Source organism: Haloarcula sp. K1 (assembly GCF_001647155.1).
GTDB classification, from domain to species: Archaea; Halobacteriota; Halobacteria; order Halobacteriales; family Haloarculaceae; genus Haloarcula; species Haloarcula hispanica.
In genome coordinates, this window is record NZ_LRHL01000043.1 from 841,273 (window position 1) to 864,184 (window position 22,912).

Annotated in this window: 23 protein-coding genes; 11 read left to right on the forward strand and 12 right to left on the reverse strand. The window is 66.3% G+C overall.

Annotated elements, in window-relative coordinates:
- Nucleotides 1–58: 58 nt before the first annotated feature.
- Entirely contained in the window at nucleotides 59–970 is a 912-nt protein-coding gene (locus tag AV929_RS17740; RefSeq protein WP_064288878.1) for a PhzF family phenazine biosynthesis protein, read from the reverse strand.
- 142 nt (nucleotides 971–1,112) lie between these two features.
- On the opposite strand from AV929_RS17740, the gene AV929_RS17745 reads away from it, so the two are divergent.
- On the forward strand, nucleotides 1,113–1,862 hold the full coding sequence (locus AV929_RS17745) for a 4-phosphopantoate--beta-alanine ligase (protein WP_064288879.1): 750 nt from the start codon (nucleotides 1,113–1,115) through the stop codon (nucleotides 1,860–1,862).
- Nucleotides 1,859–4,408 carry an AAA family ATPase gene (locus tag AV929_RS17750; RefSeq protein WP_064288880.1) on the forward strand — a complete coding sequence of 850 codons (2,550 nt, stop codon included), beginning with the start codon at nucleotides 1,859–1,861 and terminating at the stop codon, nucleotides 4,406–4,408. Before AV929_RS17745 ends, AV929_RS17750 begins: the two co-directional genes overlap by 4 nt.
- A 7-nt stretch (nucleotides 4,409–4,415) precedes the next feature.
- Here AV929_RS17750 and hutH read toward each other — a convergent pair whose 3' ends face one another.
- From hutH to hutU, 4 genes are read right to left on the reverse strand one after another with little or no spacing between them, the layout of a single operon-like run.
- The gene (gene hutH, locus AV929_RS17755; RefSeq protein ID WP_064288881.1) at nucleotides 4,416–5,990 is read right to left on the reverse strand and encodes a histidine ammonia-lyase; all 1,575 of its coding nucleotides are present in this window, start codon (nucleotides 5,988–5,990) and stop codon (nucleotides 4,416–4,418) included.
- Complete coding sequence (hutI, locus tag AV929_RS17760; protein WP_064288882.1) at nucleotides 5,987–7,249, reverse strand: imidazolonepropionase; 1,263 nt, start codon at nucleotides 7,247–7,249, stop codon at nucleotides 5,987–5,989. The genes hutH and hutI overlap by 4 nt, the downstream gene beginning before the upstream one ends.
- Nucleotides 7,246–8,169, reverse strand: a complete 924-nt coding sequence (gene hutG / locus AV929_RS17765) for a formimidoylglutamase (protein ID WP_064288883.1) — start codon at nucleotides 8,167–8,169, stop codon at nucleotides 7,246–7,248. Before hutG ends, hutI begins: the two co-directional genes overlap by 4 nt.
- Entirely contained in the window at nucleotides 8,166–9,914 is a 1,749-nt protein-coding gene (hutU, locus tag AV929_RS17770; RefSeq protein WP_064288884.1) for a urocanate hydratase, read from the reverse strand. Before hutU ends, hutG begins: the two co-directional genes overlap by 4 nt.
- Nucleotides 9,915–9,995: 81 nt before the next feature.
- Between hutU and AV929_RS17775 the strand changes: the two genes are divergently transcribed.
- Complete coding sequence (locus tag AV929_RS17775; RefSeq protein ID WP_050036910.1) at nucleotides 9,996–10,640, forward strand: helix-turn-helix domain-containing protein; 645 nt, start codon at nucleotides 9,996–9,998, stop codon at nucleotides 10,638–10,640.
- Here the strand turns inward: AV929_RS17775 and AV929_RS17780 are convergent.
- Nucleotides 10,635–12,056: a YjiH family protein gene (locus AV929_RS17780; protein WP_064288885.1), complete on the reverse strand. Its 1,422-nt coding sequence runs from the start codon at nucleotides 12,054–12,056 to the stop codon at nucleotides 10,635–10,637. The genes AV929_RS17775 and AV929_RS17780 overlap by 6 nt on opposite strands.
- Nucleotides 12,057–12,211: 155 nt before the next feature.
- Between AV929_RS17780 and AV929_RS17785 the strand changes: the two genes are divergently transcribed.
- The 3 genes from AV929_RS17785 (at nucleotide 12,212) to AV929_RS17795 (ending at nucleotide 14,720) form a co-directional block, all read left to right on the forward strand.
- Nucleotides 12,212–13,147 (forward strand): sulfide-dependent adenosine diphosphate thiazole synthase, encoded by a 936-nt coding sequence (locus tag AV929_RS17785; RefSeq protein WP_008312519.1) that lies wholly within the window; start codon nucleotides 12,212–12,214, stop codon nucleotides 13,145–13,147.
- A 131-nt stretch (nucleotides 13,148–13,278) separates the two neighbouring features.
- Nucleotides 13,279–13,767 carry an HTH domain-containing protein gene (locus tag AV929_RS17790; RefSeq protein WP_064288886.1) on the forward strand — a complete coding sequence of 163 codons (489 nt, stop codon included), beginning with the start codon at nucleotides 13,279–13,281 and terminating at the stop codon, nucleotides 13,765–13,767.
- A 191-nt stretch (nucleotides 13,768–13,958) separates the two neighbouring features.
- Nucleotides 13,959–14,720 carry a DUF7001 family protein gene (locus tag AV929_RS17795; protein WP_064288887.1) on the forward strand — a complete coding sequence of 254 codons (762 nt, stop codon included), beginning with the start codon at nucleotides 13,959–13,961 and terminating at the stop codon, nucleotides 14,718–14,720.
- Here the strand turns inward: AV929_RS17795 and AV929_RS17800 are convergent.
- On the reverse strand, nucleotides 14,717–15,391 hold the full coding sequence (locus AV929_RS17800) for a helix-turn-helix domain-containing protein (protein WP_023843374.1): 675 nt from the start codon (nucleotides 15,389–15,391) through the stop codon (nucleotides 14,717–14,719). The two genes, AV929_RS17795 and AV929_RS17800, sit on opposite strands and share 4 nt — an antisense overlap.
- Before the next feature lie 89 nt (nucleotides 15,392–15,480).
- On the opposite strand from AV929_RS17800, the gene AV929_RS17805 reads away from it, so the two are divergent.
- Both AV929_RS17805 and AV929_RS17810 read left to right on the forward strand, forming a co-directional pair.
- On the forward strand, nucleotides 15,481–16,548 hold the full coding sequence (locus AV929_RS17805) for an ABC transporter ATP-binding protein (RefSeq protein ID WP_064288888.1): 1,068 nt from the start codon (nucleotides 15,481–15,483) through the stop codon (nucleotides 16,546–16,548).
- Nucleotides 16,545–17,417, forward strand: a complete 873-nt coding sequence (locus AV929_RS17810) for an ABC transporter permease (protein ID WP_014041006.1) — start codon at nucleotides 16,545–16,547, stop codon at nucleotides 17,415–17,417. The genes AV929_RS17805 and AV929_RS17810 overlap by 4 nt, the downstream gene beginning before the upstream one ends.
- Before the next feature lie 83 nt (nucleotides 17,418–17,500).
- On the opposite strand, the gene AV929_RS17815 is transcribed toward AV929_RS17810, so the two are convergent.
- The 4 genes from AV929_RS17815 to AV929_RS17830 all read right to left on the reverse strand — a co-directional run bounded on the left by AV929_RS17815 (nucleotide 17,501) and on the right by AV929_RS17830 (nucleotide 20,501).
- The gene (locus AV929_RS17815; protein WP_064288889.1) at nucleotides 17,501–18,151 is read right to left on the reverse strand and encodes a methyltransferase domain-containing protein; all 651 of its coding nucleotides are present in this window, start codon (nucleotides 18,149–18,151) and stop codon (nucleotides 17,501–17,503) included.
- A complete protein-coding gene (locus tag AV929_RS17820) occupies nucleotides 18,148–19,044 on the reverse strand; it encodes a thiamine-phosphate synthase family protein (protein WP_064288890.1) in 897 nt (298 codons plus the stop codon). Before AV929_RS17820 ends, AV929_RS17815 begins: the two co-directional genes overlap by 4 nt.
- Before the next feature lie 32 nt (nucleotides 19,045–19,076).
- On the reverse strand, nucleotides 19,077–19,664 hold the full coding sequence (gene dcd / locus AV929_RS17825; protein WP_064288891.1) for a dCTP deaminase: 588 nt from the start codon (nucleotides 19,662–19,664) through the stop codon (nucleotides 19,077–19,079).
- 114 nt (nucleotides 19,665–19,778) lie between these two features.
- Nucleotides 19,779–20,501: a Yip1 family protein gene (locus AV929_RS17830; RefSeq protein ID WP_230458906.1), complete on the reverse strand. Its 723-nt coding sequence runs from the start codon at nucleotides 20,499–20,501 to the stop codon at nucleotides 19,779–19,781.
- Between the two features lie 98 nt (nucleotides 20,502–20,599).
- Here AV929_RS17830 and pth2 point away from each other — a divergent pair, with 98 nt between their 5' ends.
- From pth2 to psmB, 3 genes are all read left to right on the forward strand, one after another.
- The gene (gene pth2, locus AV929_RS17835) at nucleotides 20,600–20,938 is read left to right on the forward strand and encodes a peptidyl-tRNA hydrolase Pth2 (protein ID WP_004591375.1); all 339 of its coding nucleotides are present in this window, start codon (nucleotides 20,600–20,602) and stop codon (nucleotides 20,936–20,938) included.
- A 69-nt stretch (nucleotides 20,939–21,007) separates the two neighbouring features.
- Nucleotides 21,008–21,742, forward strand: coding sequence for an archaeal proteasome endopeptidase complex subunit alpha (gene psmA, locus AV929_RS17840; RefSeq protein WP_008312539.1), 735 nt, complete (start codon nucleotides 21,008–21,010; stop codon nucleotides 21,740–21,742).
- Nucleotides 21,742–22,434, forward strand: coding sequence for an archaeal proteasome endopeptidase complex subunit beta (gene psmB, locus AV929_RS17845; protein ID WP_014041001.1), 693 nt, complete (start codon nucleotides 21,742–21,744; stop codon nucleotides 22,432–22,434). Before psmA ends, psmB begins: the two co-directional genes overlap by 1 nt.
- Before the next feature lie 53 nt (nucleotides 22,435–22,487).
- Here the strand turns inward: psmB and AV929_RS17850 are convergent, their stop codons facing one another.
- Nucleotides 22,488–22,883, reverse strand: a complete 396-nt coding sequence (locus AV929_RS17850; RefSeq protein ID WP_050007034.1) for a universal stress protein — start codon at nucleotides 22,881–22,883, stop codon at nucleotides 22,488–22,490.
- Nucleotides 22,884–22,912: the final 29 nt, after the last annotated feature.

Genomic DNA, 22,912 nt, shown 5'->3' on the forward strand with positions numbered 1-22,912 from the left:
GCTCTTCACTCGATTTCGAGTGAATTAGGCGGTCAGGCTGCCGGTGCGGTGTGGACGGTCACGCTTCGATAATATCGTCGTCGTCAACAGCGGGGACAGTTACCGTGCCGTCCAATGCGGTCACGCCGCGACCGCCGACCCACACCTCGGTCCCGTCGGTATCGACTGACACCGTCCCGGGTCGGTCGCGGAAATGCCCGCCCTCGGCGATGATCTGTTCGACGGTGTCATCGAGCGCCCCGTAGCGGCGGACGAACGCCGCGCAGGCCCCCGATGCTGCCGCGCTTACCGGCTCTTCTGTCCGGCTCCCCGCGCGGAAGGCTCGCCCGTGGAACGTCGACCGGCGCGTTGCGTCGCCGCCAATGGTGTCGAAGGTGAACGGGTACACGCCGACTGCGTCCGCGCGGTCACAGAGCGAGGCGACGGCGGTCCCATCCACGGCGAGGGTGCTCAGATGCTCGAAGTAGTTGACCGGGACCATGAGCCACGACTCACTCGCGTCGGCTGTCACGAGCGGGAGGTCCGCGCCCACGTCCTTGAGCGTGGCCGCGTCGAGTCCGAGCGCGTCCGCGACATCGCTGTAGGGGATATCGACCTCGGTGATGTCGGCTCGGCCCTGCTCGACCCAGACCATGCCGTTCGGTTTGGTTTCGATGGCGATTTCGCCTCCAGCTGTGGCGACCGTTAATTCGGCGGCGTCGACTTCACCACGCTCGTAGAGCGCCGCGTACGCGGCGATTGTCGCCGTCTCTGCCTGCGCCAGTTCCTTTGTTGGCGAGAAACAGCGAAGCCGGCGGTCGGCGTCCGCCGCCGGCAGGACAAAGGCCGTCTCGGTGGCCCCCAGTTCGCTGGCGACGGCCTGCATCTGGTCGTCGGTCAGTCCGTCGGCTTCAGGGACGACGCCGGTCGGTGTGCCCGCCGTCGGCTCCGCGGCGAACGCGTCGACAAGCAACGCCTGTCGGGTATCCATGGCACGGAGTTGTGCTGACCCGCAGATAATCTTTTCCGGAGCTAGCCATCGTCGTCCGGTGATCGGTTCCGGTGAGACACGCAACAACGCCCGGGACGCGCCTGACGGACGACTTTAGTACAGGGAGCTATCACTGGAACGTATGAGTGAGGACGTCGACCTCCCTGAAAGCCACCCCCGCTACGAGTCGCTTTTGACCCGCCACCGAATCGAGGCGGGCGTCGACCGCGGTATCACCTCCCGCCAGGGCCTCATCGCACAGGGCCGCGGCGAAGCCTTCGACTACCTGCTTGGCGAGCGCACCATCGACAGCGCCGACGACGCCGAGCGTGCCGCCGCGGCACACCTTCTGTCCGCCGAGCACGCCGTCGTCTCGGTCAACGGCAACGCCGCCGCCCTCGTGCCCGGCGAACTCGTTGAGCTGGCCGAAGTGACCGGCGCTGACCTCGAAGTGAACCTGTTCAACCGGACCGAGGAGCGCATCGAGGCCATCGCCGACTACCTTCGCGAGCACGGGGCGACGGACGTGAAGGGGCTCACCGCCGACGGGCGCATTCCCGGCCTCGACCACGAGCGCGCGAAGGTCGACGCCGACGGCATCGGCGCGGCGGACGTGGTGCTCGTCCCGCTGGAGGACGGCGACCGCGCCGAGGCGCTGGGCGAGATGGGCAAGACGGAGCTGGTCATTGACCTCAACCCTCGAAGCCGCTCTGCCGAGGTGGCGACAGTACCCATCATCGACAACATCATCCGCGCGATACCGAACATCACCGAGCACGCCCGTAATCTCCGCGGTGAACCCGATACCCAGCGGGACGCTATCGAGACGTTCGACGCCGATAGCGCCCTGACTGCCGCCGAGCACACGATTCGGGAGGGGGACCTCGAATGAGCCTGCCGCCGTACATCTACGCCGACCGGCGGGTCCCCGACGAGGAAACCGTCAGGGAAACCCTCGACCAGCGGACGATGACCGCCTTCGGCGATACCGAGCGACTCGAACGGCTCCACCGGGTGTTCTATCCGGTGTTCAAAGTCGACTACGAGTACGAGACCGGCGAGGGGAAGCTGTTCGGCACGACGACGCGATCCGAGACCGCGTTCCTCGACGGTCTCTGGGCAGACAACGACCGGGCCGTCTCGCAGTACGTCGAGGACACTGATTCGGTGGTCCGCCGGCCGACAGGCGACTACGACTTCGGCCGTAGCGACCCGGCGCTTGGCCGCTCTGTCCTGCTGCAGTTCCAGGTCACCGACGACGACGCCCGGTCGCTACTGCCCCAGCGTGTCGCGGAGTACCGCGAACAGCAACACGACGCCGCGGGCGCGGCGAACGTGTTCCTCCGGAAGCTTCGCGAGTCCTACGGGCTCCCCGGGGATTTCGACCCCGACGGATTCGACGGCGTGACCGGCGTCGAGCGCCTGTATCTCCCCTTCTGGCTCGCCGAGTTCCACTCGCCCGACAGCACGGACGTCAAGCTCGTCACGTTCCGGGACCCAGACGCCTCGACCGAGGAGCTACAGCGCCACGGCTGGCTCGCGGAGTTTTTGAGCGCCGAACCCCGCCGGCTGGCCGAGTACGGCTACGAGGTCAACCCGGACCGCCTCGAACGGAACATCCGGGAGCGGATCGACCAGTCCGACGAATCCGGCACGGCCGGGATGGGCGGCGATTCTGGCTCCGACAGCACCGACGGCCCGCCCTCGATAAACCGCGAACGACCCTCGGACGACGGGACGGTGGTCCAGCCCGACGGCGTCGATATGCAAGCCGACGGGCTGGTCGACCCAAACCCGTCCCGGAGCTTCGCCGATGTCGGTGGGATGTCCGAGCTACTTGAGACGCTCAACCACAAGGTCGTCCGGCCGTTGCAGGACCCCAGCGCCTTCGAAGAGTACGGCATCGGCGTCGTCAACGGCGTCCTGCTGCATGGCCCGCCCGGCTGTGGGAAGACACACGTCGCAGGCGCACTCGCGGGCGAGGTCGACCACGCCTTCATCGAGGTCACGCCCGCCGACGTGACCAGCAAGTACATGGGCGAACCCGCACAGAAAGTCGAGGAACTGTTCCAGATCGCCCGCGCGAACGCCCCCTGTATCCTCTTCATCGACGAAATCGACGGCATCGCCGGCGCACGCGACGGCGACAGCAACATGAACAGCAGCGAGCAGCAACTGGTCAACCAACTGCTCACCGAACTCGAAGGGATCGCCGACGAGGACGTGGTGGTGCTGGGCGCGACGAACCTCGTCGAGGACGTGGACGACGCGATCCGCCGCTCGGGCCGGTTCGACGAGCGCGTGGAGGTCCCGCCGCCGGACCCCGCGGCGCGAACGCAGATTCTGGAGATTCACCTCGCCGGCCGGCCGACAGCGGCCGACATCGACCTCGACCCCGTGGTCGAGGAGACGGCCGGCTTCGCGGCCAGCGACATCGAACTCCTTGCCGAGGACGCCGCCCGAAAGGCGTTGCGGGCCGACGCCCCGATTGGGACGGACCATCTGCTGCAGGCCGCCACAGAGACCGACACCAGCATCCCGGACTGGGTCGACCCCGAGATGGTCGCCGAGAACGGCGTCGTCCAGCCCGACGGCGTCGACCTGCAGGCCAGTTCGCTCGTCGAGACTGACGCCGGACGCGACTTCGCCGACGTGGGCGGGATGGGTGAACTGAAGGACCGACTTGAAGACACGGTCCTCGATCCGCTTGAGAACGCCGAGGAATACGAAACGTACGGCATCGACGTGCTTTCCGGCCTGCTGCTGTACGGTCCGCCCGGCTGCGGGAAGACCCACCTCGCCGGCGCGCTCGCTGGCGAACTCGACCACAGCTTCGTCGAGATCAGCCCCGCAGACGTGACTAGCAAGTGGATGGGCGAGCCGGCCCGCAACGTCGCCGAGGTGTTCGAGGTGGCCCGCGCGAACGCGCCCTGCGTGCTGTTCATCGACGAAATCGACGGCATCGCGGGCTCGCGGCGCGGGTCGATGAACACGAGCGAGCAGCAACTGGTCAACCAACTGCTCACCGAACTCGAAGGCGCGGCGGCCGACGACATCGTCGTGGTCGCCGCGACGAACTTCGTCGAGGACATCGACGCGGCGCTGCGGCGCTCGGGCCGCTTCGACGAGCGCGTGGAAGTCCCGCCACCGGACGCCGAGGCTCGCAAACAGATTCTGGAGATTCACCTGCAGGACCGGCCCGTCGCCGGTGACATCGACTGGGACGCCATCATTGAACCGACGGCTGGCTACGCCGCCAGCGACCTCGAACTCGTCGCCGAGGACGCGGCGCGGCACGCCCTGCGAGACGGCTCGGAGATAACACAGGAGCATCTCGAAATCGCCGTCCGGGAGACCCATTCGAGTATCGCCGACTGGGACGACCGGGAGCGCTATCAGGGGGCTGAAGGGACCGCGGACCTGGGGCTTGGGTCCTGAGGCCGGGTCACTCTAGCCCTTCGTCGAGCGCCGCAGCAACCCGCTCGATGAAGGCCGGCGACTCGACGAGCGCGCCCGCGGCCTCGATGTCCTCGTGGATGGGTCGGTCCGCCGTTAGCTTCGGGACCACTGCACGGACGGCGTCGTAGGCCTCGGCCGACCCGACGCCCAGTTCGAGGGCGTCGTCGACGAAGTCGGCGGCTTGCGCCCCACAGCACAGCTCGACGCCGAGAATCGCGGCGGCGTTTCGGGCTGCTTTTCGGGCCAGATAGGCCGACTGCGCGCTCATGCTGACGTGGTCCTCCTGATTGCCGCTGACGGGCGTGTTGTCCATCGAGGGCCGGCCGAAGGACCGACATTCGTTCAACAGTGCGGCAGCAGTGTACTGTGCGATCATGTAGCCCGACCGGACGCCGCTTCGCTCGGTGAGAAACGGCGGGAGGTGTGGCTCCTGCAGATTCGGATTGAGCATTCTGTCCGTCCGGCGCTCCGAGATGGCCGCGAGTTCGGTGAGCGCGTTCGTCAGATAGTCGAGGCGCATGGCGAGCACCGCGCCGTGGAAGTTCCCGCCGGACAGCACGCCTGCGCTGTCGGACCCGGAGGCCCGGTCCCCCACCGCCTCACGGGGGAACACCAGCGGATTATCGGTCGCGCTGTTGAGTTCCACCTCGACGGCCTCCCGGAGGTGGGCGACGGCGTCGCGGACCGCGCCGTGGACCTGCGGCAGACAGCGCATCGCGTAGGCGTCCTGTACGCGGTCGCAGTTTCGGTGGGACTCGACCACGTCGGAGTCGGCCGTCAGCCGCCGGACGTTTCGCGCACTCGCGGCCTGGCCGGCGTGGGGCCGGACGTCGGTGATGGCTTCGTGGGACGGTACTGTCGAGGAGAGGGTCACCTCCGTCGTGAGCGCACCGGCGATGTCGGCGGCGGCGACCAGCCGTTCCGCGTCGGCGAGGAGGAGTGCGGCCACGCCGACGGTCAGTTGTGTCCCGTTGATGAGCGCCAACCCCTCCTTGGCCCGGAGCGTCACCGGTTCGAGGCCGACTGCGTCGAGCGCCTCGTCGCCGGGGAGTCGGTCCCCTTCGACCTCGGCTTCCCCCTCCCCGATGAGCACCAGCGACATATGTGCGAGCGGGGCGAGGTCACCGCTCGCACCGAGGCTGCCCCGCGACGGGACGACCGGGTGGACACCCGCGTCGAGCATCGCCACCAGCAAATCGACGACGGACTCACGGATGCCTGAATACCCCTTCGCCAGCGTGTTCGCCCGCGTGACCATCATCGCCCGGACTTCCTCGGTCGTCAACTCCCGTCCGACCGCGGCGGCGTGGCTCCGGAGAAGGTTCCGCTGGAGGTCGTCGAGGTCCGCGTGTGGGATGCGCTCGTCGACGAGATCGCCGAAGCCGGTAGTGACGCCGTACACCGCCTCGCCGCTGTCCAGCACGCTCTCGACGCGTTCGCGGGACTCACGGATTCGCTCGCGGGCGGTTTCGGCAACCGTGACGGTCGCGCCGTTCCGGGCGACAGCGACCACCTCGGCGGGCGTGAGCGACTCGCCGTCGAGGACAACTTCGGCGGTCATGGTTGCATATCCCGAGCGTATGACTCATGCGTTGGGGTGCTGACGACCGAGCCGTCTTTCAGGACGGTGTCGACGACGTTGGTCCCGTACTGGTAAGGAATGTGGACGTGACTCGGCGCGGCAAGGACGGCGACGTCACCGGGCGTGCCCTCGCGGAGCGTCCCCAGCCCATCGGTCCTGTCCAGCGCGAGCGCGGCGTGTTTCGTTCCAGCGACCAGCGCTTCAGCCGGTGGCAGCCCCATCTCGACGCAGGCCAGCGACAGCGCAAAGCCCATGCTGTGGCTGTGGCAGTTCGGATTGAAATCCGTCGCCACCGCGACGGGCGCACCCCGGTCGCGGAACGCCGTCGCGTCCGCGTACGTTGCGCCGAGACCGAACGCCGTTCCGGGGAGCAACACCGGCGTCACGGCAGCGTCGACAAGCGCGTCGATGTCCTCGCCGGTCGCGTGCAGGAGGTGGTCGGCACTGGCCGCGCCCACGTCCGCCGCCAACTGCGTCCCGCCGATATGGGCCAGTTCCTCGGCGTGGACCTTCGGTGTCAGCCCCGCGGCCGCGCCTGCTTCGAGGACCCGTCGGGACTGCGAGACCGAGAACACCCCTTCCTCGCAGAACACGTCGCAGAACTCGGCGATGCCCTGCGATTCGACAGCCGGAAGCTGCTCGTCGACGACCGCCGCGGTGTAGTCGTCGGCGTCCCACCCCTCGGGAACAGCGTGTGCGCCCATGAACGTCGGGACCACGTCGACGGGATGGACGTCGTCGGCCCTGTCGATAACTCGGAGCATCCGTAGCTCCGTCTCCGTGTCGAGTCCGTAGCCGGACTTCACCTCGACTGTCGTCGTCCCGTGAGCGAGCATGGTGTCAAGATGGGCCAGCAGGTTCGACAGTAGCGTTTCCTCGTCGGCTTCCCTGACCGCTCGGACCGTTCTGAGGATGCCGCCGCCTTCGGCGAGGATGTCCTGATAGGACTTCCCGCGCAGTTTGGCGGCGAACTCGTCCGAGCGGTCGCCGGCGAACAGCGCGTGGGTGTGGGGGTCGACGAAGCCCGGAACGACGGCCTGACCGTCGGCGTCGACAGCGTGGTTGGCACTCTCCGGCGGGTATTCGGCGGTCACCTCCGCGGTCGGACCGACAGCGGCGACAGTGCCGTCCACGATGGCGACTGCGCCGTCCTCGTAGGTCTCCAGTCCGCGGCCGTCCGCCGCCGGGCCCGCGACGAGTTCGGACGCGCCGTAGACCACCGCATCGAGGGTTGTCATCGGTCACCTCCCAGGCCACTGAGGAAGTGTGCGACGGCGCGGGCACCGGCGCGGGCGGTCCGGTTCCCGGCGTCCAGCGGCGGCGCGCACTCGACTATCTCGAAGCCGGCGATACGGTCGTCGGACGCCATGCGGCCCAGCATCCGGAACAATTCTCGCGTCGAGAGGCCGCCCGGCGTCGGCGCGCTCACGCCCGGCGCGGCTGCGGCGTCGAGCACGTCGAGGTCCAGACTCACGTAGACGGCGTCCACGTCGCCGAGCGCGGCGAGCGCATCGTCCACCGCGCCGGCAGGGTCGCCGGCCACCGACGCCGGCGGCAGGACTGTCCCGCCCTGCTCGGCGAGGTAGTCGTGGTACGCTGTCGAGGTTTCGAAGTGGCGCGCGCCGACAACGGCCAGTGCGTCGAGGCCTGCATCGTGGAGCTGTCGGTACGGCGTCCCGCTCGTCGGCTCGTCCCGAACGGCGCGGCAATCGAGGTGGGCGTCGAAGCTGACTGCGCCGACCGTTTCGTGAGCCAACAGCGGCGCGGCGTTCGGGAACGTCAGTGAGTTGTCGCCACCGAGAAACACCGGCACTGCGCCCGTTGCGTGAATCTCGGCCGTCATCGAGCGGACAGCGCTCTGGACCCGTTCGACGCCGCCGGCCGGAATCTCGATGTCGCCGAGGTCGGCGACCGAGCGGACCGGTCCGCGTTCGATGTGATGCGTCTTCGTTCCGCCGAGTTCGCGTCGGAGAGCCGCCGGGCCGGCACGCGCGCCCGGCCGTCCGATGACGGCCCCGTCGTACGGCTCGCCCACCAGCACCACGTCGTACTCGGCAGCGGTCGCGAGTGTGGCCGTTTCGACGACGTCACCGAACTGCTCGTCGTTCGGGTCGTCGGACGAGCCGGTCCACGGTGACGGGTCTGTCAGGTCGGTCATTGGTCGCGGTTGCGGTCGTGCATCGGGACCGCGACATCGTTTTCGTCGGCGATGTCCTGTGCGACCTCGTAGCCGGCGTCGACGTGGCGAATAACACCCATCCCGGGGTCGGTCGTGAACACACGGCGGGCCTTCTCGGCTGCGAGATCAGACCCGTCGAGGACGACGTGGTTGTTCGTGTGCAGGGAGTTGCCGATGCCGACACCGCCGCCGTCATGGACGCTGACGATGTCCGCGCCGGCGGCGCAGTTCAGCAGGGCGTTCAGAATCGGCCAGTCGGCGACGGCGTCAGTCCCGTCTTTCATCGCCTCCGTTTCGCGGTGTGGCGAGGCGACGCTCCCGGCATCTAGGTGGTCCCGCGTGACGACGATGGGTGCCGTAATCTCGCCGTCGGCGACGAGTTCGTTGATGCGGAGCGCGAGGCGGGCGCGCTCGGTCAGCCCATCCTCGGTCGCGTACCCCAGCCAGCACACTCGCGATGGCAGGCCCTGGAAAGACACCTGCTCCTGGGCGAGGTCGATCCAGCGATGGAGGTCGTCTTTCTCCGGGAACAGCTCCTTGACCGCGTCGTCTGTCCGGTGGATGTCCGCGGGGTCGCCCGAGAGCGCGGCCCAGCGGAACGGTCCTTTGCCCTCACAGAACAGCGGGCGGATGTATGCGGGCACGAACCCCGGGAAGTCGAATGCTGTGTCGAGGTCGCGCTGGTCCTCGACTTGCCCCCGGATGTTGTTGCCGTACTCGAAGGCGATGGCTCCCCTGTCCTGCAGTTCCAGAATGCCTTCGACGTGGCGCTTCATCGTATCGAGACTCTCCGCGACGTACGTCTCGGGGTCGCGTTCGCGGAGCCGGTCGGCTTCCTCGACAGTGTAGCCAGCGGGGTAGTACCCTTCGAGTTCGTCGTGTGCGCTCGTCTGGTCGGTCACTACATCGGGGACGAACCCCATGTCCAACATCTCCGCGAGCATGTCCGCGGCGTTCATGTGGACGCCGACGCTGTAGGGCTCACCGTTCGCCGCGGCCGTCTGTGCGCGTTCGATGGCCGTCGCGAGGTCGTCGGTTTTCTCCTGGCAGTACCCCGTTTCGATGCGCCGGTCGATACGGTCCTCATCGACTTCGGCCGCGATACAGACGCCGTGGTTCATCGTCACCGCGAGCGGTTGCGCACCGCTCATTCCGCCGAGGCCGCCGGTGACGACAATCTTCCCGCGGAGCCCGTCGTTGTCCGGGTAGTGTTCCCGGGCGAGCGCGGCCAGCGTCTCGTAGGTCCCCTGGATGATGCCCTGCGTACCGATGTAGGCCCACGAGCCGGCAGTCATCTGGCCGTACATGATCTGTCCCTTCGCTTCAAGTTCGTGAAAGTGCTCCCAGGTGTCCCACTTGCCGACGAGGTTCGAGTTCGCGATGAGGACGCGCGGGGCTTTCTCGTGGGTCTCGAACCGACCGACCGGCTTGCCGCTCTGGACGAGGAGGGTTTCGGTGTCGCCGAGTTCACGGAGTTCGTCGACGATAGTATCGTAGGCGTCCCACGACCGGGCCGCACGCCCCGTCCCTCCGTACACGACTAGCTCCTCCGGTTTCTCGGCGACGTCGGGATCGAGGTTGTTGTTCAACATTCGGAGCGCGGCCTCCTGTCGCCACCCTTCACACTCGATGCCGGTGCCGGTGGGTGAACCCTGGTACTCGCGCCACTGTTCCGAGGGCGTCCCGACGTCGTGGTCGGTGTCTGGGGAAGACTGCTGTGCCATACCACACCATTAGTGGAGAACCGTGTTAGCAGATCGTCACCGTTCGGAACTGTTTTTATATATCCTTGTGCACCGCTAGCTATGTACGAAGTACTGTTCCGTGTCTACGGCGACGGGGCCTACGAGGCGGCAACCGACGGGACCGGCACCCGCATCGAGCTGTGGTGTAACGACCACAGCGACCTTCTGCACGTTAGCGGCGGGGACGTCGGGGACGTTATCGAGCAGGTCCGCACCACCGTCGGTATCGGTGAGCGGCTGGAAAACGGCGACGAGCAGGTGCTGGTCACTGAGGAGTGTCTGAAAGCACAGCTCGACAACAACGTCGAACGCTTTCTGGCGAGTGAAGGCTGTCTGCTCGTCCCGCCGCTGAAATACGCCAGCGGTGGTAAGCTCGTCCGGGCACTCGGTCTCAGCCCCGACGCACTGGCCAGAGTGTACCAGTCCCTGGCAGGACAGTTCGACGTTACCGTCGAATCGAAACGTGAGATTACCTCCGTAACGCCGGACGCACCGCTTTTGACCGTCGATGCTATGCTCCCCGATCTGTCGCCGCGGCAGCGTGAGGTGTTCCTGACGGCCTACGAGCAGGGGTACTACGAACTGCCCCGCGAGACGACAACGGCGGCTATTGCGGAGCAGGTGGGCGTGGAGCGCCGAACCGCGGAGGACCACTTGCGGCGGGCGGAGAAGAAACTGGCTGAAGCGCTGGTCGAATACCTATAGGAGGCCCAGCGCGGCGAGGGCGTGAGTAATGCCGGCAATGAGTGGCACGAGGAGCACCGTCCGCATGATGAACAACGCCACGAGGTCCCGAAACCGGATGGGGACGTCACTGAACATGTCCATCATCATCGGGCCGACGCTGGAGAAGAAGATGAGTTGAGAGACGGCCAGCACGCCGACGAAGAACTTTGCCTTCGTCGCTGTCTCGCTCACGAGCAGGACGGGGACGTACATCTCGGTGATACCGACGATGGTCGCCGGCGCGACCACCTCTGCGTTCGGGATTCCGAGCGCAGCGATGACCGGCGTCAACGGGCGACCCAGAATGTCGAAGACTGGGGTGTGTGCCGAGAGCAGCGTCGCGGCGAGTCCAACAGCGAGGATGGTTCCCAGGATGAGACTGGTGAGCTTCAGGCCGTCGACGAAGCCTCGTTTGGCTGCCTGTGCGAACGTCTCGCCGTCCTTGGCCTTGCCGACGGCCTCGCTGACCGCCAGCCGGACGTAATCCGACGGCGTCCCGGAGAAGGCGAGTTCCGGGTCGGGTTCAGCGATGTACTCCTCGGGAATCCTGGAGATAGGCGGCACCCGGACCAGAATAACGCCGGTGACGACGACACAGAAGAAGTACGCCCCGAAGATGAGCGGGAACTTCGGGAGCATCCCGAGCGTGGCGGCGACGACGCCGACGAAGCCGATTGACACCGTCGAAAAGCACGTCGCGATGGTAAACACGTCGCGCTTGTGGTAGCCGCCGTCTTCGAAGACATTGCGGGTGACGTACAGGCCGACGCTGTAGGAGCCGACCCACGATGCGAGACTGTCCAGTGCGGCCCGCCCCGGGACCTTGAACAACGGTCGCATTATCGGCCTCGCAAGCGTTCCGACGAACTCCAGCCCGCCGAGTTCGACGAATATCGTGATGAAAATGGCCCCGATGGGGATGATGACGCCGACGCTGTACACCAGCGTCCCCCACATCAGCCCGCCGGTGCTGGGTGTGTGGAGCCACTCTGGACCGAGTTTGAAGAACATCACTGGCGCGACGAGCACGCCGGCGACTCGGAGCGCCCAGAAGACTCCCGAGGTTTCGAAGGATGACAGGTCGTACCCCGCGACCTCGCCGTCACTGGCCATCGCGAGCGTCGTCAGTATCCCGCCGGCGAGGATGATCGCCAGTGAGTAGACGCCGATGACGTTCGGGAACGCCCCGGTTATGTTGCTGACGACGATGTCGAACGGGACTGTTACCTCGCCCTGGTACGGGACCGGCAGAAGAAAGAACACCCCGCCGATGAGAAACGCGATCAGGAACTTCAGCACCGGCCGCGTTTCGTATTCGTGCAGGTCGATATCGTCGATGTCTCTTGCCGCCGGTTCAGTGTCGACCGTGTACGTGTTGCCTGTTTCGGTAGACATTAGCACACAATACTCTCATTTGATAGTTAGTCCTGAAACCACCGTGCGGAACCATTTTTATTACTGCCTTCCACGCCAGCGGCCGTGCGCGAGATTCAGCAAACAGACGAGGCATCAGAACGACTATGTACCACCAAAGAATACCACTAGGTGGTATGAGCGATTCAGATTCATTCGAACAGTTCAGCGACGTTGGCGAAGCAGAGGTCACACGCGCAATCGGGCAGGAGTGGACCGAGGAGTTCATGGACTTCTCGGACTCCGACGTCATCATCGTCGGCGGCGGCCCATCGGGGCTGATGGCCGCAAAGGAACTCGCCGAGCGCGGCGTGCAGGTGATGGTCGTCGAGAAGAACAACTACCTCGGCGGCGGCTTCTGGCTCGGCGGCTTCCTGATGAACAAGGTCACCGTTCGGGACCCGGCCCAGCAGGTGCTCGATGAACTCGATGTCGACCACAAGCAGTCCAAGGACAGCGAGGGCCTCTACGTCGCTAACGGACCGGAAGCGTGTTCGGGCCTCATCAAGGCCGCCTGCGATGCCGGCGCGAAGATGCAGAACATGACGGAGTTCACCGACATCGTCATCCGCGAGGACCACCGCGTCGGTGGCATCGTCATGAACTGGACGCCAGTCCACGCGCTGCCACGGGAAATCACCTGCGTCGACCCCATCGCCGTCGAGGCTGACCTCGTCATCGACGCGACGGGCCACGACGCGATGGCCGTCAAGAAACTCGACGAGCGCGGCGTCCTGAACGCGCCGGGCCTCGAAGACGAAGCCAGCGGCATGGACCAGACCGACGACGACACCTACGGCGCACCCGGCCACGACTCGCCCGGTCACGACTCGATGTGGGTCGGCGAGAGCGAGGACGCCGTCGTCGAACACACCGGCCTCGCCCACGACGGCCTCGTCGTCACCGGGATGGCCACCGCGACGACTTACGGCCTCCCGCGTATGGGGCCGACGTTCGGGGCCATGCTCGTCTCGGGCAAGCGCGCCGCCCAGGTCGCCCTGGACGAACTCGAAGTCGACGCCGAACCGGTCGATGTCACGAGCCGCGACGCGGCCTCCCCTGCTGACGACTGAAACCCTCCCACGCTCCTCTGGTTTTTAACCGACTGCTTTTCCTCTAGTTAGTTGCCCATTCAGGCCGAAATATCGCGCTGAAACCAACAATTAAACAAGAGTGGTGTTAATATGTTAGTGATTGACAATCAATGTCAGAAGAGATGCAGCGGAGCGACGAACACAGGTCTGACGAGTTAGTCGGTGGCAAGGTCGCGGTCCAGCTCTGGAGTCGGCGGCCGGTCTGTGGCCCCAGAACGACAGCTATCGACCAGTTCACGGAACTCGCCACAACGGGGGCTATCGACGATTTCGATGTCCAGACATGGCCCGAGGAAATTCCGGTGTCTCAGGAGGGCGAGCACGGTGAGGTGCTGGCGACTGTCGACCAGTACGAACAGTGGGCAAAAGAGCGCGGGCTGAGTCTTCGACCGCCCTTTGAGACGCGGACCTCGTCGCTTCTGGTCGGCGGCAGTACGGAGGTGCTGCGGCTCCCGATGATAGCCGTCGCCGTCTACGCGGACGACGATCTGGTCGGCGTGTATCCGTGTACAGACGGGGAGACGACGTGGTCCGTCACCGATTGCATCGACGCGCTCACTGCGGACTCGACGACGCTCCCGCACGAACCGGACCAGTGATTTTCACTGGACTGGCTCAGTCCGTTCGTTAGTGGCGTCCTGTACAACACTGTGGTGGGGTGTCCGCCTCCCGCCTGAAGCACCAGACTGACCTGTCTGTTCTAGTTCTCCACTCCGACAGCCCATCTTCCAATACGCGAGAGTCCCCGAGACACAAACGGTATTACTGGCTGGTACCACTAGCCAATACAATGGAGTCCGTCACGCTGTACCGCGCTCCGACGACGGTCGCCGACGCCGATGCCATCGCCGACTGGCTCGACGCGCGGGTCGAGGCCACTGTCTCCGTCCGGGACCGGTTTCTCTCCGAATATACGGATTCGACCCTGGCGGAGTCGTTCGCCGAGGCGCGGGTGCTCTCGCCGTACGACCGCGAGACCGGGAACACGATGCTGGGTATTGTCCGGTACGAGGAACGAGCGCTGGAGTCCCCAGAGCGAGGCGGCGGCGTCATCTACGACGGGCTGGCGGTCCAGCAGGCACTTCACGAGCGACTCCCCGAGTCAGAGCGGTCACTCGACCACCTTCACGTCCCGTTGCTGGACCGCGTCGTCGGGACCTGGGGCGACCACGACGGCCGCTGGCACAAGCGCGTAAACGTCCTCGGGCAGTCCGCAATCGTCTCGGTACCGGGACTCTACGAGGCCCCCGCAAAGCCCGAGCAGTACTACAAGGAACAGCAGAAACACGCCCTGTTCGGGGGCGGCGCACCGCCCCGAGAAGTGCTGGAAAACGAAGTCGAGGGCGAGTTTCTCGTCGAGGACGACCCGCGGACGACCGACGCTATCAAGGGATACGTCCTGCAGGCGTACCACTACCTCGACACCGGCGAGGCCTTCTGCGACGACGAGGGCTGTCGACTCCACAACCCCCACCGACAGCCCGGCGTCGTCGACGCCCAGTTACGGGGCACCGAGTTCTGTCCCCGCCACGCCGAGCGCTATCGGCGCTAGACCGTCGGACCGAAGTCGTCCATGACGGCGCGGACGAGTTTCGCCTCGGCGCGCTGGAGGTGGTCGCTGACCGTCGCGGGGGCACACCCCAGCTCGGCGGCCACGTCCTCGTGGGTCGCACCGCGAGGCCGGTCGTAATATCCCAGAGCGAGGGCCGTCCTCACGGCCTCGCGCTGACGCTCGCTGAGTTTGGACGACGGTCGCGCTAGGCCGTCGCTGACGGCGCTGATGCTGTCCAGCCGGACGTCGATGGGCGCTGGCGCGTCGTCGAGGGCATCCTGCAGCGGCCCCGCTTCGCCGACCACGCGACAGGAGACCGTGCCGTCGCGATAGATGAGCGGCTTGAGAACGACGATACCGAGCCGAGTGCTGGCGTCGTGTATCGCGTCGAACATCGGCATCGACAGCGGCCGGTTCTCGACGAGTGCGTACGTCCGTCGCCGCTTGGCCCCCGAGAGCGTCACCGATTCGACGCCGGGCGTCGAGGGCGCGCGGTCGACGAACCGGGTCGCGTCGCCGTCGATGGCGAACAGCACGGTATCACACCCTTCGGGGGTGCGGTTCCAGTCGACGATGCGCGACTCCTCGATTTCGGGGTCGTTCGCCAGCAGGTCGAAGAACTCCGGCGCGTAGTCGGGCGGTATGCGAGCGGTGACCCGGAGGTGTTTCATGTCCGATGTGTGCCGGAACCGCCACATAAACCCACCTCTCATACGTCACAGAACGCTCTCGGTACCGGCGAGCGACCACTCTGACGGCGATGACGAAACCGAAACAGCGACGTGTCGCGAACGATCCCGACCGGCCGGCCGCCGTGTCGACGGCGGCGATACGCGTCGACGGCCTCCGCGTCACCTACGCGGACGGAACGACGGCCGTCCGGGACGTGTCGCTCACCGTCCCTCGCGGTGAGTTCTTCGGGTTCCTCGGGCCGAACGGTGCTGGCAAGACGACCGCGGTAAAGGTGTTGGCGACGCTGCTGGAACCGACCGAGGGCGAAGTCGTCGTCAACGGTCACGACGCGACCGCGGCGCAGACGGCGGTCAGGGAGACCATCGGATACATGGCACAGGACGTGAGTGTCGACGCGGAACTGACCGCGCGGGAGAACGTCGCGTTCGCCTGCGAGGCCTACGGCGTCCCGCGTGGTCGGCGAGCAGAGCGAATCGAGGAACTGCTCGAACTCGCGGACCTCGGTGACGTCGCCGACACGCCCGCCAAACGGTTCTCCGGCGGGATGAAGAAGCGACTCGACGCCGTGACGGCCCTCGTCCACGACCCGGACCTCGTCTTCCTCGACGAACCGACGACGGGGATGGACCCGAAGGCGCGAAACCGCCTGTGGGACCACTTCCGCCGGCTCAACGAGACGGGGACCACGATATTCCTCACGACCCAGTATCTCGAAGAAGCCGACGCGCTCTGTGACCGCGTCGCGGTCCTCCGGGACGGCCGCATCGCCGCGACGGGGTCGCCCGCCGAACTGAAGCGCCGCGTCGGCGGTCAGATCCTCGAAGTCGACGTGGACGGCGGCCGTGAGACCGCCGAAACGGCGGCCGACGTGGCCCGCGAGGGAACGCGCTTCGGTCCGGACGCGACGGTCGAAACCGTCGACGACACGGTTCGGGTGACGACGACGGACGCCGCCGAGCGCGGCACGGACTACCTGCTTGCGCTCCGCGAGGCGGGCGTCGCCGTGACCGGGTTCGACGTGGACGAACCGACGCTCGACGACGTTTTCTTCGCCATCGCGGACGGGCGAACCGACGGCTTCACCGCTGGGGACGACGGCGAAACCGGGCCGGGGCCGTCCGGAGGGACACGATGAGTTCCGCGGGCGTCGACGCCGGTCCGTCGCGGTCAGCCGGAAACTCCCTCGTCGGAGACATCTGGGTCAATTTCAAGCGGTGGACCCGGAAGGCGATTCGGAATCCGACCGTCGTCTTTCTCGAACTCTTCATGGCGGTGTTCTCCCTGCTGATGTTCACGGCCGTCTTCGGCGACGTCGGCACTCTCGCTCTCGAACGGGCCGGATTCGAGGGCGTCGGCTACCTCCCCTTCGTCCTCCCCGCGGCCGTCGTCCAGGTGTCGATGTCGTCGTCGCTCTCCTCCGGCCTCGGACTGGTCGAGGACCTCCAGACGGGGATGTTCGAGAAGGTGACCGTCTCGCCGATGCGCTGGACCGCCGTCTTCGCCGGCAAGGCCGCCGCCGAACTGTTCCGCCTCGTCTGTTACGTGTTCGTCATCTTCGGCCTCGGGCTGGCGATGGGCGCCACCGTCGAGACCGGACTCGTGGGGCTGTTCGGCATCGTCCTCGTCTGTGTCCTCTTCGCGCTCTGGTACATGGCGCTCTCGAACGCCGTCGCGGTGGCGACCCGGGACGAGGAGACGCTCGACGCGGTCGGGAACCTCCTGCTGTTCCCGCTACTGTTCCTCTCCTCGGCGTTTCTCCCCGCGTCCTCGCTGCCAGAGTCGGTGCAGGTGGTCGCCACGGTCAATCCGGTCACCTATGGCGTCGACGCGATTCGAGCGCTGGTCCTCGGTCGGGACGTGCTGACAGTCGTCGAGGTGACGGCGTTCGGCGGCGTCTACGACACCCTCGTGCCGGCGCTCGCGGTTCTCTGTGCGCTCGATGTCGTCTTCGGTGCCGTCTCCGTCTGGCTCATGGGCCGTGCGACGGGGTCCGAGGTGGCGTGACCGGGCCGCCCTGCCCCCTCTCCGCCCGCCGAATCCGCTGGAAGCGTTTCGGCCCTCCCGGTGCCCGCCGGAACCCGCGTGCGCTACGCGACGGTCCCGCTGAGCAGGCCGACGAACCCGCCGGCCATCGTCTCGTAGCGGCGCGCAACCGTCCGCTCGGTGAGCCGTTCGCGGGCCGCCCGCACCCGTCGCTCGAACGCGCTGACGTGTGACTGTCTGGACAGGCGCGTTCCCGGCGCGGAGAGGCGGACGAACCCCTCGAACGCGAGGTTCAACGGTGCGGCGAGAGCGCTGGGGCTTCGCTGGAAGTTCAGCAGGGCGACACGGCCGCCCGGGCCAACGCTGTCACACCACGCGTCGACGGCCGAAGCGGGGTCTTCGAAGATACCGGCAACGAATGTCGCCAGGACGGCATCCGCCGCTCGAACTGGCGGGCGGGCGGCGTCGGCCTGCACGTAATGAACGGTCTCGCCGGTTCTCGCGGGCCGTTCGCGTGCGCGGTCGAGCATCGCTCGGGTCACATCGATGCCGACGACCCGACCCGACGGCCCGACTCGCTCGCGGAGGGCCGGCACGTTCGCCCCGGTCCCACAGCCCATTTCGACGACGGTATCGCCGAGCGCGAGCGCCAGCGAGTCCGCCGTCCGGTCGCGCCAGGACGCCACGCCGGGGGCATTCGCTACCCAGTCGTACACTCGCGCCCACCGGCCGTAGAATGATTGCGCGTCGGTCACAGGATTTCGCGCGCCGTTTCAGCGACCGACACAGCGTCGTCCCCGAGCAGGTACACCACCGGCTCGATACCCATCGCGCCGGTGTGGTAGAGCACGTCGGCCGCTGGGTCGTCAGCCAGCGCGGCCGCGACGGCGGGCTCGACGCTCTCCTCGGCGTCGAACTCGACCACGGTCCGACCGGCATCTCGTAGCGCGGTCACGACGCCGTCGTCGTACCGGACGTTCAACACCGCGCGGGCGTCGCTTCCGGCGGCCCGCGCCGCCAGCAACAGCGACGCGACGTGCTCGCTGACGCCGAACTCCGGGTCCGCCGGAATCGTTGCCCGTCCTTTCACGTCGAGAATCCGCCCCGGGACGGCGGCCACGTCCTCGATGCTATCGGCCTCGGGGAGACACTGGACGAGGTTCGACCCGACCGCCGGAATGAGCGTCGCGAACCCGCTGGTGTTTTCCAGCACGCTGAGCCCCCGCCGCACCGACGCGAGCGTCCGCTCGGCCGACCGGAGCTGTGAGTCCGGGTCGTGGACGGCGAACTCGTCGTCGTACGCGCCGAGTTCCGGAACCGCATCCTCGTGTAACTGCGCGAGGACGCCGCCCTGTTCGAGTTCGCGGATGAACACTTCTGTTTCGACCAGCGCTTGTACCGGACTCATATCGCCGTCCGCCAGCCCGTCAGCCAGTCGCTCGACCAGTTCCTCCAGCCCGCGGTGGGCCAGCAGGTCCTCCTGACGCGCCACGTCGCCGTGGACGTACTTCGAGACCGCACTCTGGCTGATGCCCAGCAGGTCAGCGACTTCGGACTGTGTCAGCCCGCGCTCTCTGAGGGCGTCGGCCAGCAGCGAGCGAAACGTCGGCAGGAAGTCGTCGACGACGATTTCCTCGATGAACCGCATCTATCGCCGCCCTCCACCGTGAGCCGTCCCGTTCATTGGTCGCCCCCGAATTCTCTATCTCCCTGTATCTTGCTCGCCTGCGGTCCGGACTGGCCCTGGTACTTCGAGCCGCGTTCGGCCCCATACGGGCGGTCGGCGGGTGTCTTGAGTTCGGTAAAGGTGAGCTGCGAGATTCGCATTCCGGGCGTGAGCGCAACGGGCGCAGTGCCGAGGTTCGACAGTTCGAGGGTAATCTGGCCCTCGTAGCCGGGGTCACACAGGCCGGCCGTCGCGTGTACCACAATCGCAAGTCGGCCCAGCGAGGAGCGCCCTTCGACGTGGGCGATGAGGTCGTCGGGGATGGCGACGCGCTCGTGGGTCGTCCCCAGCACGAAGTCGCCGGGGTGGAGGATGAACTCCTCGTCTTCCTCGACGACAGTCTCCTCGACGTAGTCAGAGACTTCGTCCTCGGAGTTCGGATGAATACAGGGGATGTTGGCGTGCTGGAACTCTAGGAACTCATGTCCGAGACGGAGGTCGACGCTGGCCGGCTGAATCTGGATGTCCGGGTCGTCGAGCGGTTCGACGACGAGGTCACCCTGTTCCAGCCGTCGGAGGATGTCCGCATCAGAGAGTATCATGAGAGTGGCGTGTGCGGCCGGAAGCCTAAACTCCCCGATTCTCATACTGTCGGCTGTAACTATTGTAAGATATTCGCGGTGGCGTAATTCTTGACAGACTTACAGCTGACAGTGTCAGGAGGCTATCACGGGGAGCGTCGCGGCGATGACGGCGATGGCGACCGCCGCGTACCTGCTAATCTCGTGGACGACTCGGAGCCCGCCAGCCCAGACGTACGCCTGCCAGGCCGCTGTCCCGACCTGTATTGCGAGAAATACGAGCCCGGAGAGCCCGTTCTGTAGCTGCCGAACCTGTTCGAGGAGCAGTTCCGGCGAGGACGCAGAGAGGTCGGTGCTGGTGGCGAAGAAGACGAGTGCGGTACCACCGGCGACGACGCCGACAACGGACGGGAGCAGTCCCCAGGCGGTGATCTCTACCGTCTCGCCGAACCGCCCGGAGCCGCCGGCTAGCTTTGCGCCGACATACAGCCCGATCATCAGTCCGATCCAGGCGATAATCAAGCCGAAAAACAGTCTTGGAAGGGCCCTAGTCGCGTAGTTCCAGATGAACGACCCGACTTCGACGGTCTGTGTCGCCGGTTCGTCACAGCCGGACACGGTTATTCCGCCGACGCCGCCGTCTTCGCACAGCTGTTCCGGCGGCCGGGCGGGGTTGTCTCGCTCGACGGTGCCGGTGAACTGGTCAGCGAACAGCCGGAGCGCGACTCCGAGAACGATTGTGACGACGACAGCGATGCCGAGAGCGAGGCCGCCGCCACGGAGTCCGTTCAGCCGGTCACGTCGCTGTTCGAAGAACGCACCCGGTCGCAGGAGGAACGTTCGGATGATGGAGGGCATCTCCGGGGTGTGCTCGGCCACGGCGTATGTACTCTGTGGTATGTGCAACCGTGGAGGGAGTCCGACGGGCGTTTAAGTACGGGTGGCCATGTAATCGTATGAAGCAGGCTATCGTCGCGCGGGCCGACATCGGCATGGGCGAGGGCAAGCTCGCCGCCCAGGTTGCCCACGCCTCGCTGTCGGCCTACGAGGACGCCGGCCCGAAACCCCGCAAAGCCTGGAAGGGCGCGGGCCAGAAGAAAGTCGTCCTGAAAGCCACAAGCGAGTCCGAACTGTTCGAACTCGCGGACGTGGCCGAGCGCGAAGGCCTGCCGCATGCGGTCGTCCGAGACGCCGGCCACACACAGCTCGACCCGGGAACCGTCACGGCACTCGCCGTCGGCCCCGCCGAGGACGAGCTGGTGGACCGCGTCACCGGCGACCTGCCGCTGTTCTGAGGGCAGCGGTCCGCGATACGGTTATATAAGAGCAACCCTAACCTCAGGTGAACAACAACACGATACATCATGCAAGGAAACGAACAACAGGCCTACGACCGCGGGATTACCATCTTCTCCCCGGACGGACGCCTCTATCAGGTCGAGTACGCACGAGAAGCCGTCAAGCGCGGAACCGCGAGCGTCGGGGTCCGCACCGAGGACGGCGTGGTCATCGCCGCTGACCGCCACGCCCGGTCCCCGCTCATCGAGCGCGACAGCATCGAGAAGATCCACGAGATCGACTCCCACGTCGGCGTCGCCAGCGCGGGCCACGTTGCCGACGCGCGCCAGCTCATCGACGTGGCGCGCCGCCAAGCCCAGGTCAACCGCCTGCGCTACGACGAGCCGGCTTCTGTCGAGTCGCTGACGAAAGAGATTACGGACTACATTCAGCAGTACACCCAGACCGGCGGCGCACGTCCGTTCGGTGTGGCGCTACTCGTCGCCGGTATCGAGGACGGCGAACCCCGGCTGTTCGAGACAGACCCCTCGGGAACGCCCTACGAGTGGCAGGCAGTCGCCATCGGCGGCTCCCGCGAGGACATCCAGACGTTCCTCGAAGACGAGTACGCCGAGGAGATGGACCTCGAAGCCGGCATCGAACTCGCGCTCCGGGCGCTGGCCTCGGTCAACGAGGACGGCCTCGACGCGACCGGCGTCGACATCGCCACTATCGACGTGGAGACCGAGCAGTTCCAGAAGCTCTCGGAAGAGGACATCGCCGAACGTCTTGAAGAGTTCGAACTCGGAGGTGAGAACTGATGTACGACCCCGAGAACCGACTGACCGACGCCTACGAACCCGAGGTCGGCAACCTGCCGAACGAGGATGGCGGCCGCGACGAGGAGAACGTCGTCAAGACCGGGACGACGACCGTCGGCATCTCGACGGAGAACGGCGTCATCATCGCGACGGACCGCCGCGCCTCCCTCGGTGGCCGCTTCGTCTCGAACAAGCAGGTCCAGAAGGTTGAGCAGATCCACCCGACGGCCGCGATGACGCTGGTCGGCAGCGTCGGCGGGGCCCAGTCGTTCATCCGCTCGCTGCGCGCCGAGGCCGACCTCTACGAGGTCCGCCGCGACGAACCGCTCTCGATTCACGCGCTGGCGACGCTCGCGGGTAACTTCGCCCGCGGTGGCCCGTACTTCGCCATCAACCCGATCGTCGGCGGCGTCGACGAAGAAGGCAGCCACGTCTACAGCGTCGACCCAGCTGGCGGCGTGCTCGAAGACGACTACACCGTCACCGGCTCCGGGACGATGGTCGCGACGGGGACCATCGAAGGGCAGTACGACCCCGAGATGAGTCTCTCCGAGGCTCGCAATCTGGCGATTCGCGCGGTCAACGCCGCGGCCGAGCGTGACACCGGGTCCGGCAACGGTGTCGTGCTGGCTGAAATCACCGACGAGGGCGTCGAGATCGACGCCTTCGACGACTACGAGTCGGCCGAATAGCGCGGCTGTCTCGGTCTTTGCTTTCTCTGCGGTCCGTTACCGGCGGCCAGTCGCTACTCCCGCGGCACGACCCGCATTGGGTAGTTCGACTGCCGCATGATATCTTGGGCGACGCTCCCGAAGATGAGCCGGTCGGTCTGGCTCCGCTTGCGGACGCCGATGACGAGTTCGTCGGCATCGACTTCCGCGGCGATGTCGAAGATATCTTCAGCCGGGCTGTTCCCCCGGATTATCTGGTAGGTCTCGACGGACACCTGGTCGCCCAGACGGTCCGAGACGACTTCGAGTGCGGCCTTCCCGTCGGCAACCGCATCCGGTGGCGTCCTGTCTCCGCCCGGTTGTGAGTTGACCGCGTATACGCTGTCGTCCGGGTCGAGGACGTCTTCGAGGTATGAACACAGTGTCTGGCTGACTGTCTCGGAATTGGTTGCGAGCACGAAAGTCTGCATATGCGACGTTCCTCACCCATCATGATAAG

Bases quoted from the DNA above. Each gene is read 5' to 3' on its own strand.
- dcd (WP_064288891.1), bottom strand. From the start codon at position 19,664: ATGATACTCTCTGATGCGGACATCCTCCGACGGCTGGAACAGGGTGAC.
- AV929_RS17850 (WP_050007034.1), bottom strand. From the start codon at position 22,883: ATGCAGACTTTCGTGCTCGCAACCAATTCCGAGACAGTCAGCCAGACA.
- AV929_RS17810 (WP_014041006.1), top strand. From the start codon at position 16,545: ATGAGTTCCGCGGGCGTCGACGCCGGTCCGTCGCGGTCAGCCGGAAAC.
- hutI (WP_064288882.1), bottom strand. From the start codon at position 7,249: ATGACAACCCTCGATGCGGTGGTCTACGGCGCGTCCGAACTCGTCGCG.
- psmA (WP_008312539.1), top strand. From the start codon at position 21,008: ATGCAAGGAAACGAACAACAGGCCTACGACCGCGGGATTACCATCTTC.
- AV929_RS17805 (WP_064288888.1), top strand. From the start codon at position 15,481: ATGACGAAACCGAAACAGCGACGTGTCGCGAACGATCCCGACCGGCCG.
- AV929_RS17795 (WP_064288887.1), top strand. From the start codon at position 13,959: ATGGAGTCCGTCACGCTGTACCGCGCTCCGACGACGGTCGCCGACGCC.
- AV929_RS17785 (WP_008312519.1), top strand. From the start codon at position 12,212: ATGAGCGATTCAGATTCATTCGAACAGTTCAGCGACGTTGGCGAAGCA.
- AV929_RS17800 (WP_023843374.1), bottom strand. From the start codon at position 15,391: ATGAAACACCTCCGGGTCACCGCTCGCATACCGCCCGACTACGCGCCG.
- AV929_RS17780 (WP_064288885.1), bottom strand. From the start codon at position 12,056: ATGTCTACCGAAACAGGCAACACGTACACGGTCGACACTGAACCGGCG.
- AV929_RS17790 (WP_064288886.1), top strand. From the start codon at position 13,279: ATGTCAGAAGAGATGCAGCGGAGCGACGAACACAGGTCTGACGAGTTA.
- hutU (WP_064288884.1), bottom strand. From the start codon at position 9,914: ATGGCACAGCAGTCTTCCCCAGACACCGACCACGACGTCGGGACGCCC.
- AV929_RS17820 (WP_064288890.1), bottom strand. From the start codon at position 19,044: ATGCGGTTCATCGAGGAAATCGTCGTCGACGACTTCCTGCCGACGTTT.
- AV929_RS17740 (WP_064288878.1), bottom strand. From the start codon at position 970: ATGGATACCCGACAGGCGTTGCTTGTCGACGCGTTCGCCGCGGAGCCG.
- AV929_RS17750 (WP_064288880.1), top strand. From the start codon at position 1,859: ATGAGCCTGCCGCCGTACATCTACGCCGACCGGCGGGTCCCCGACGAG.
- pth2 (WP_004591375.1), top strand. From the start codon at position 20,600: ATGAAGCAGGCTATCGTCGCGCGGGCCGACATCGGCATGGGCGAGGGC.
- AV929_RS17830 (WP_230458906.1), bottom strand. From the start codon at position 20,501: ATGCCCTCCATCATCCGAACGTTCCTCCTGCGACCGGGTGCGTTCTTC.
- hutG (WP_064288883.1), bottom strand. From the start codon at position 8,169: ATGACCGACCTGACAGACCCGTCACCGTGGACCGGCTCGTCCGACGAC.
- AV929_RS17775 (WP_050036910.1), top strand. From the start codon at position 9,996: ATGTACGAAGTACTGTTCCGTGTCTACGGCGACGGGGCCTACGAGGCG.
- AV929_RS17745 (WP_064288879.1), top strand. From the start codon at position 1,113: ATGAGTGAGGACGTCGACCTCCCTGAAAGCCACCCCCGCTACGAGTCG.
- psmB (WP_014041001.1), top strand. From the start codon at position 21,742: ATGTACGACCCCGAGAACCGACTGACCGACGCCTACGAACCCGAGGTC.
- hutH (WP_064288881.1), bottom strand. From the start codon at position 5,990: ATGACCGCCGAAGTTGTCCTCGACGGCGAGTCGCTCACGCCCGCCGAG.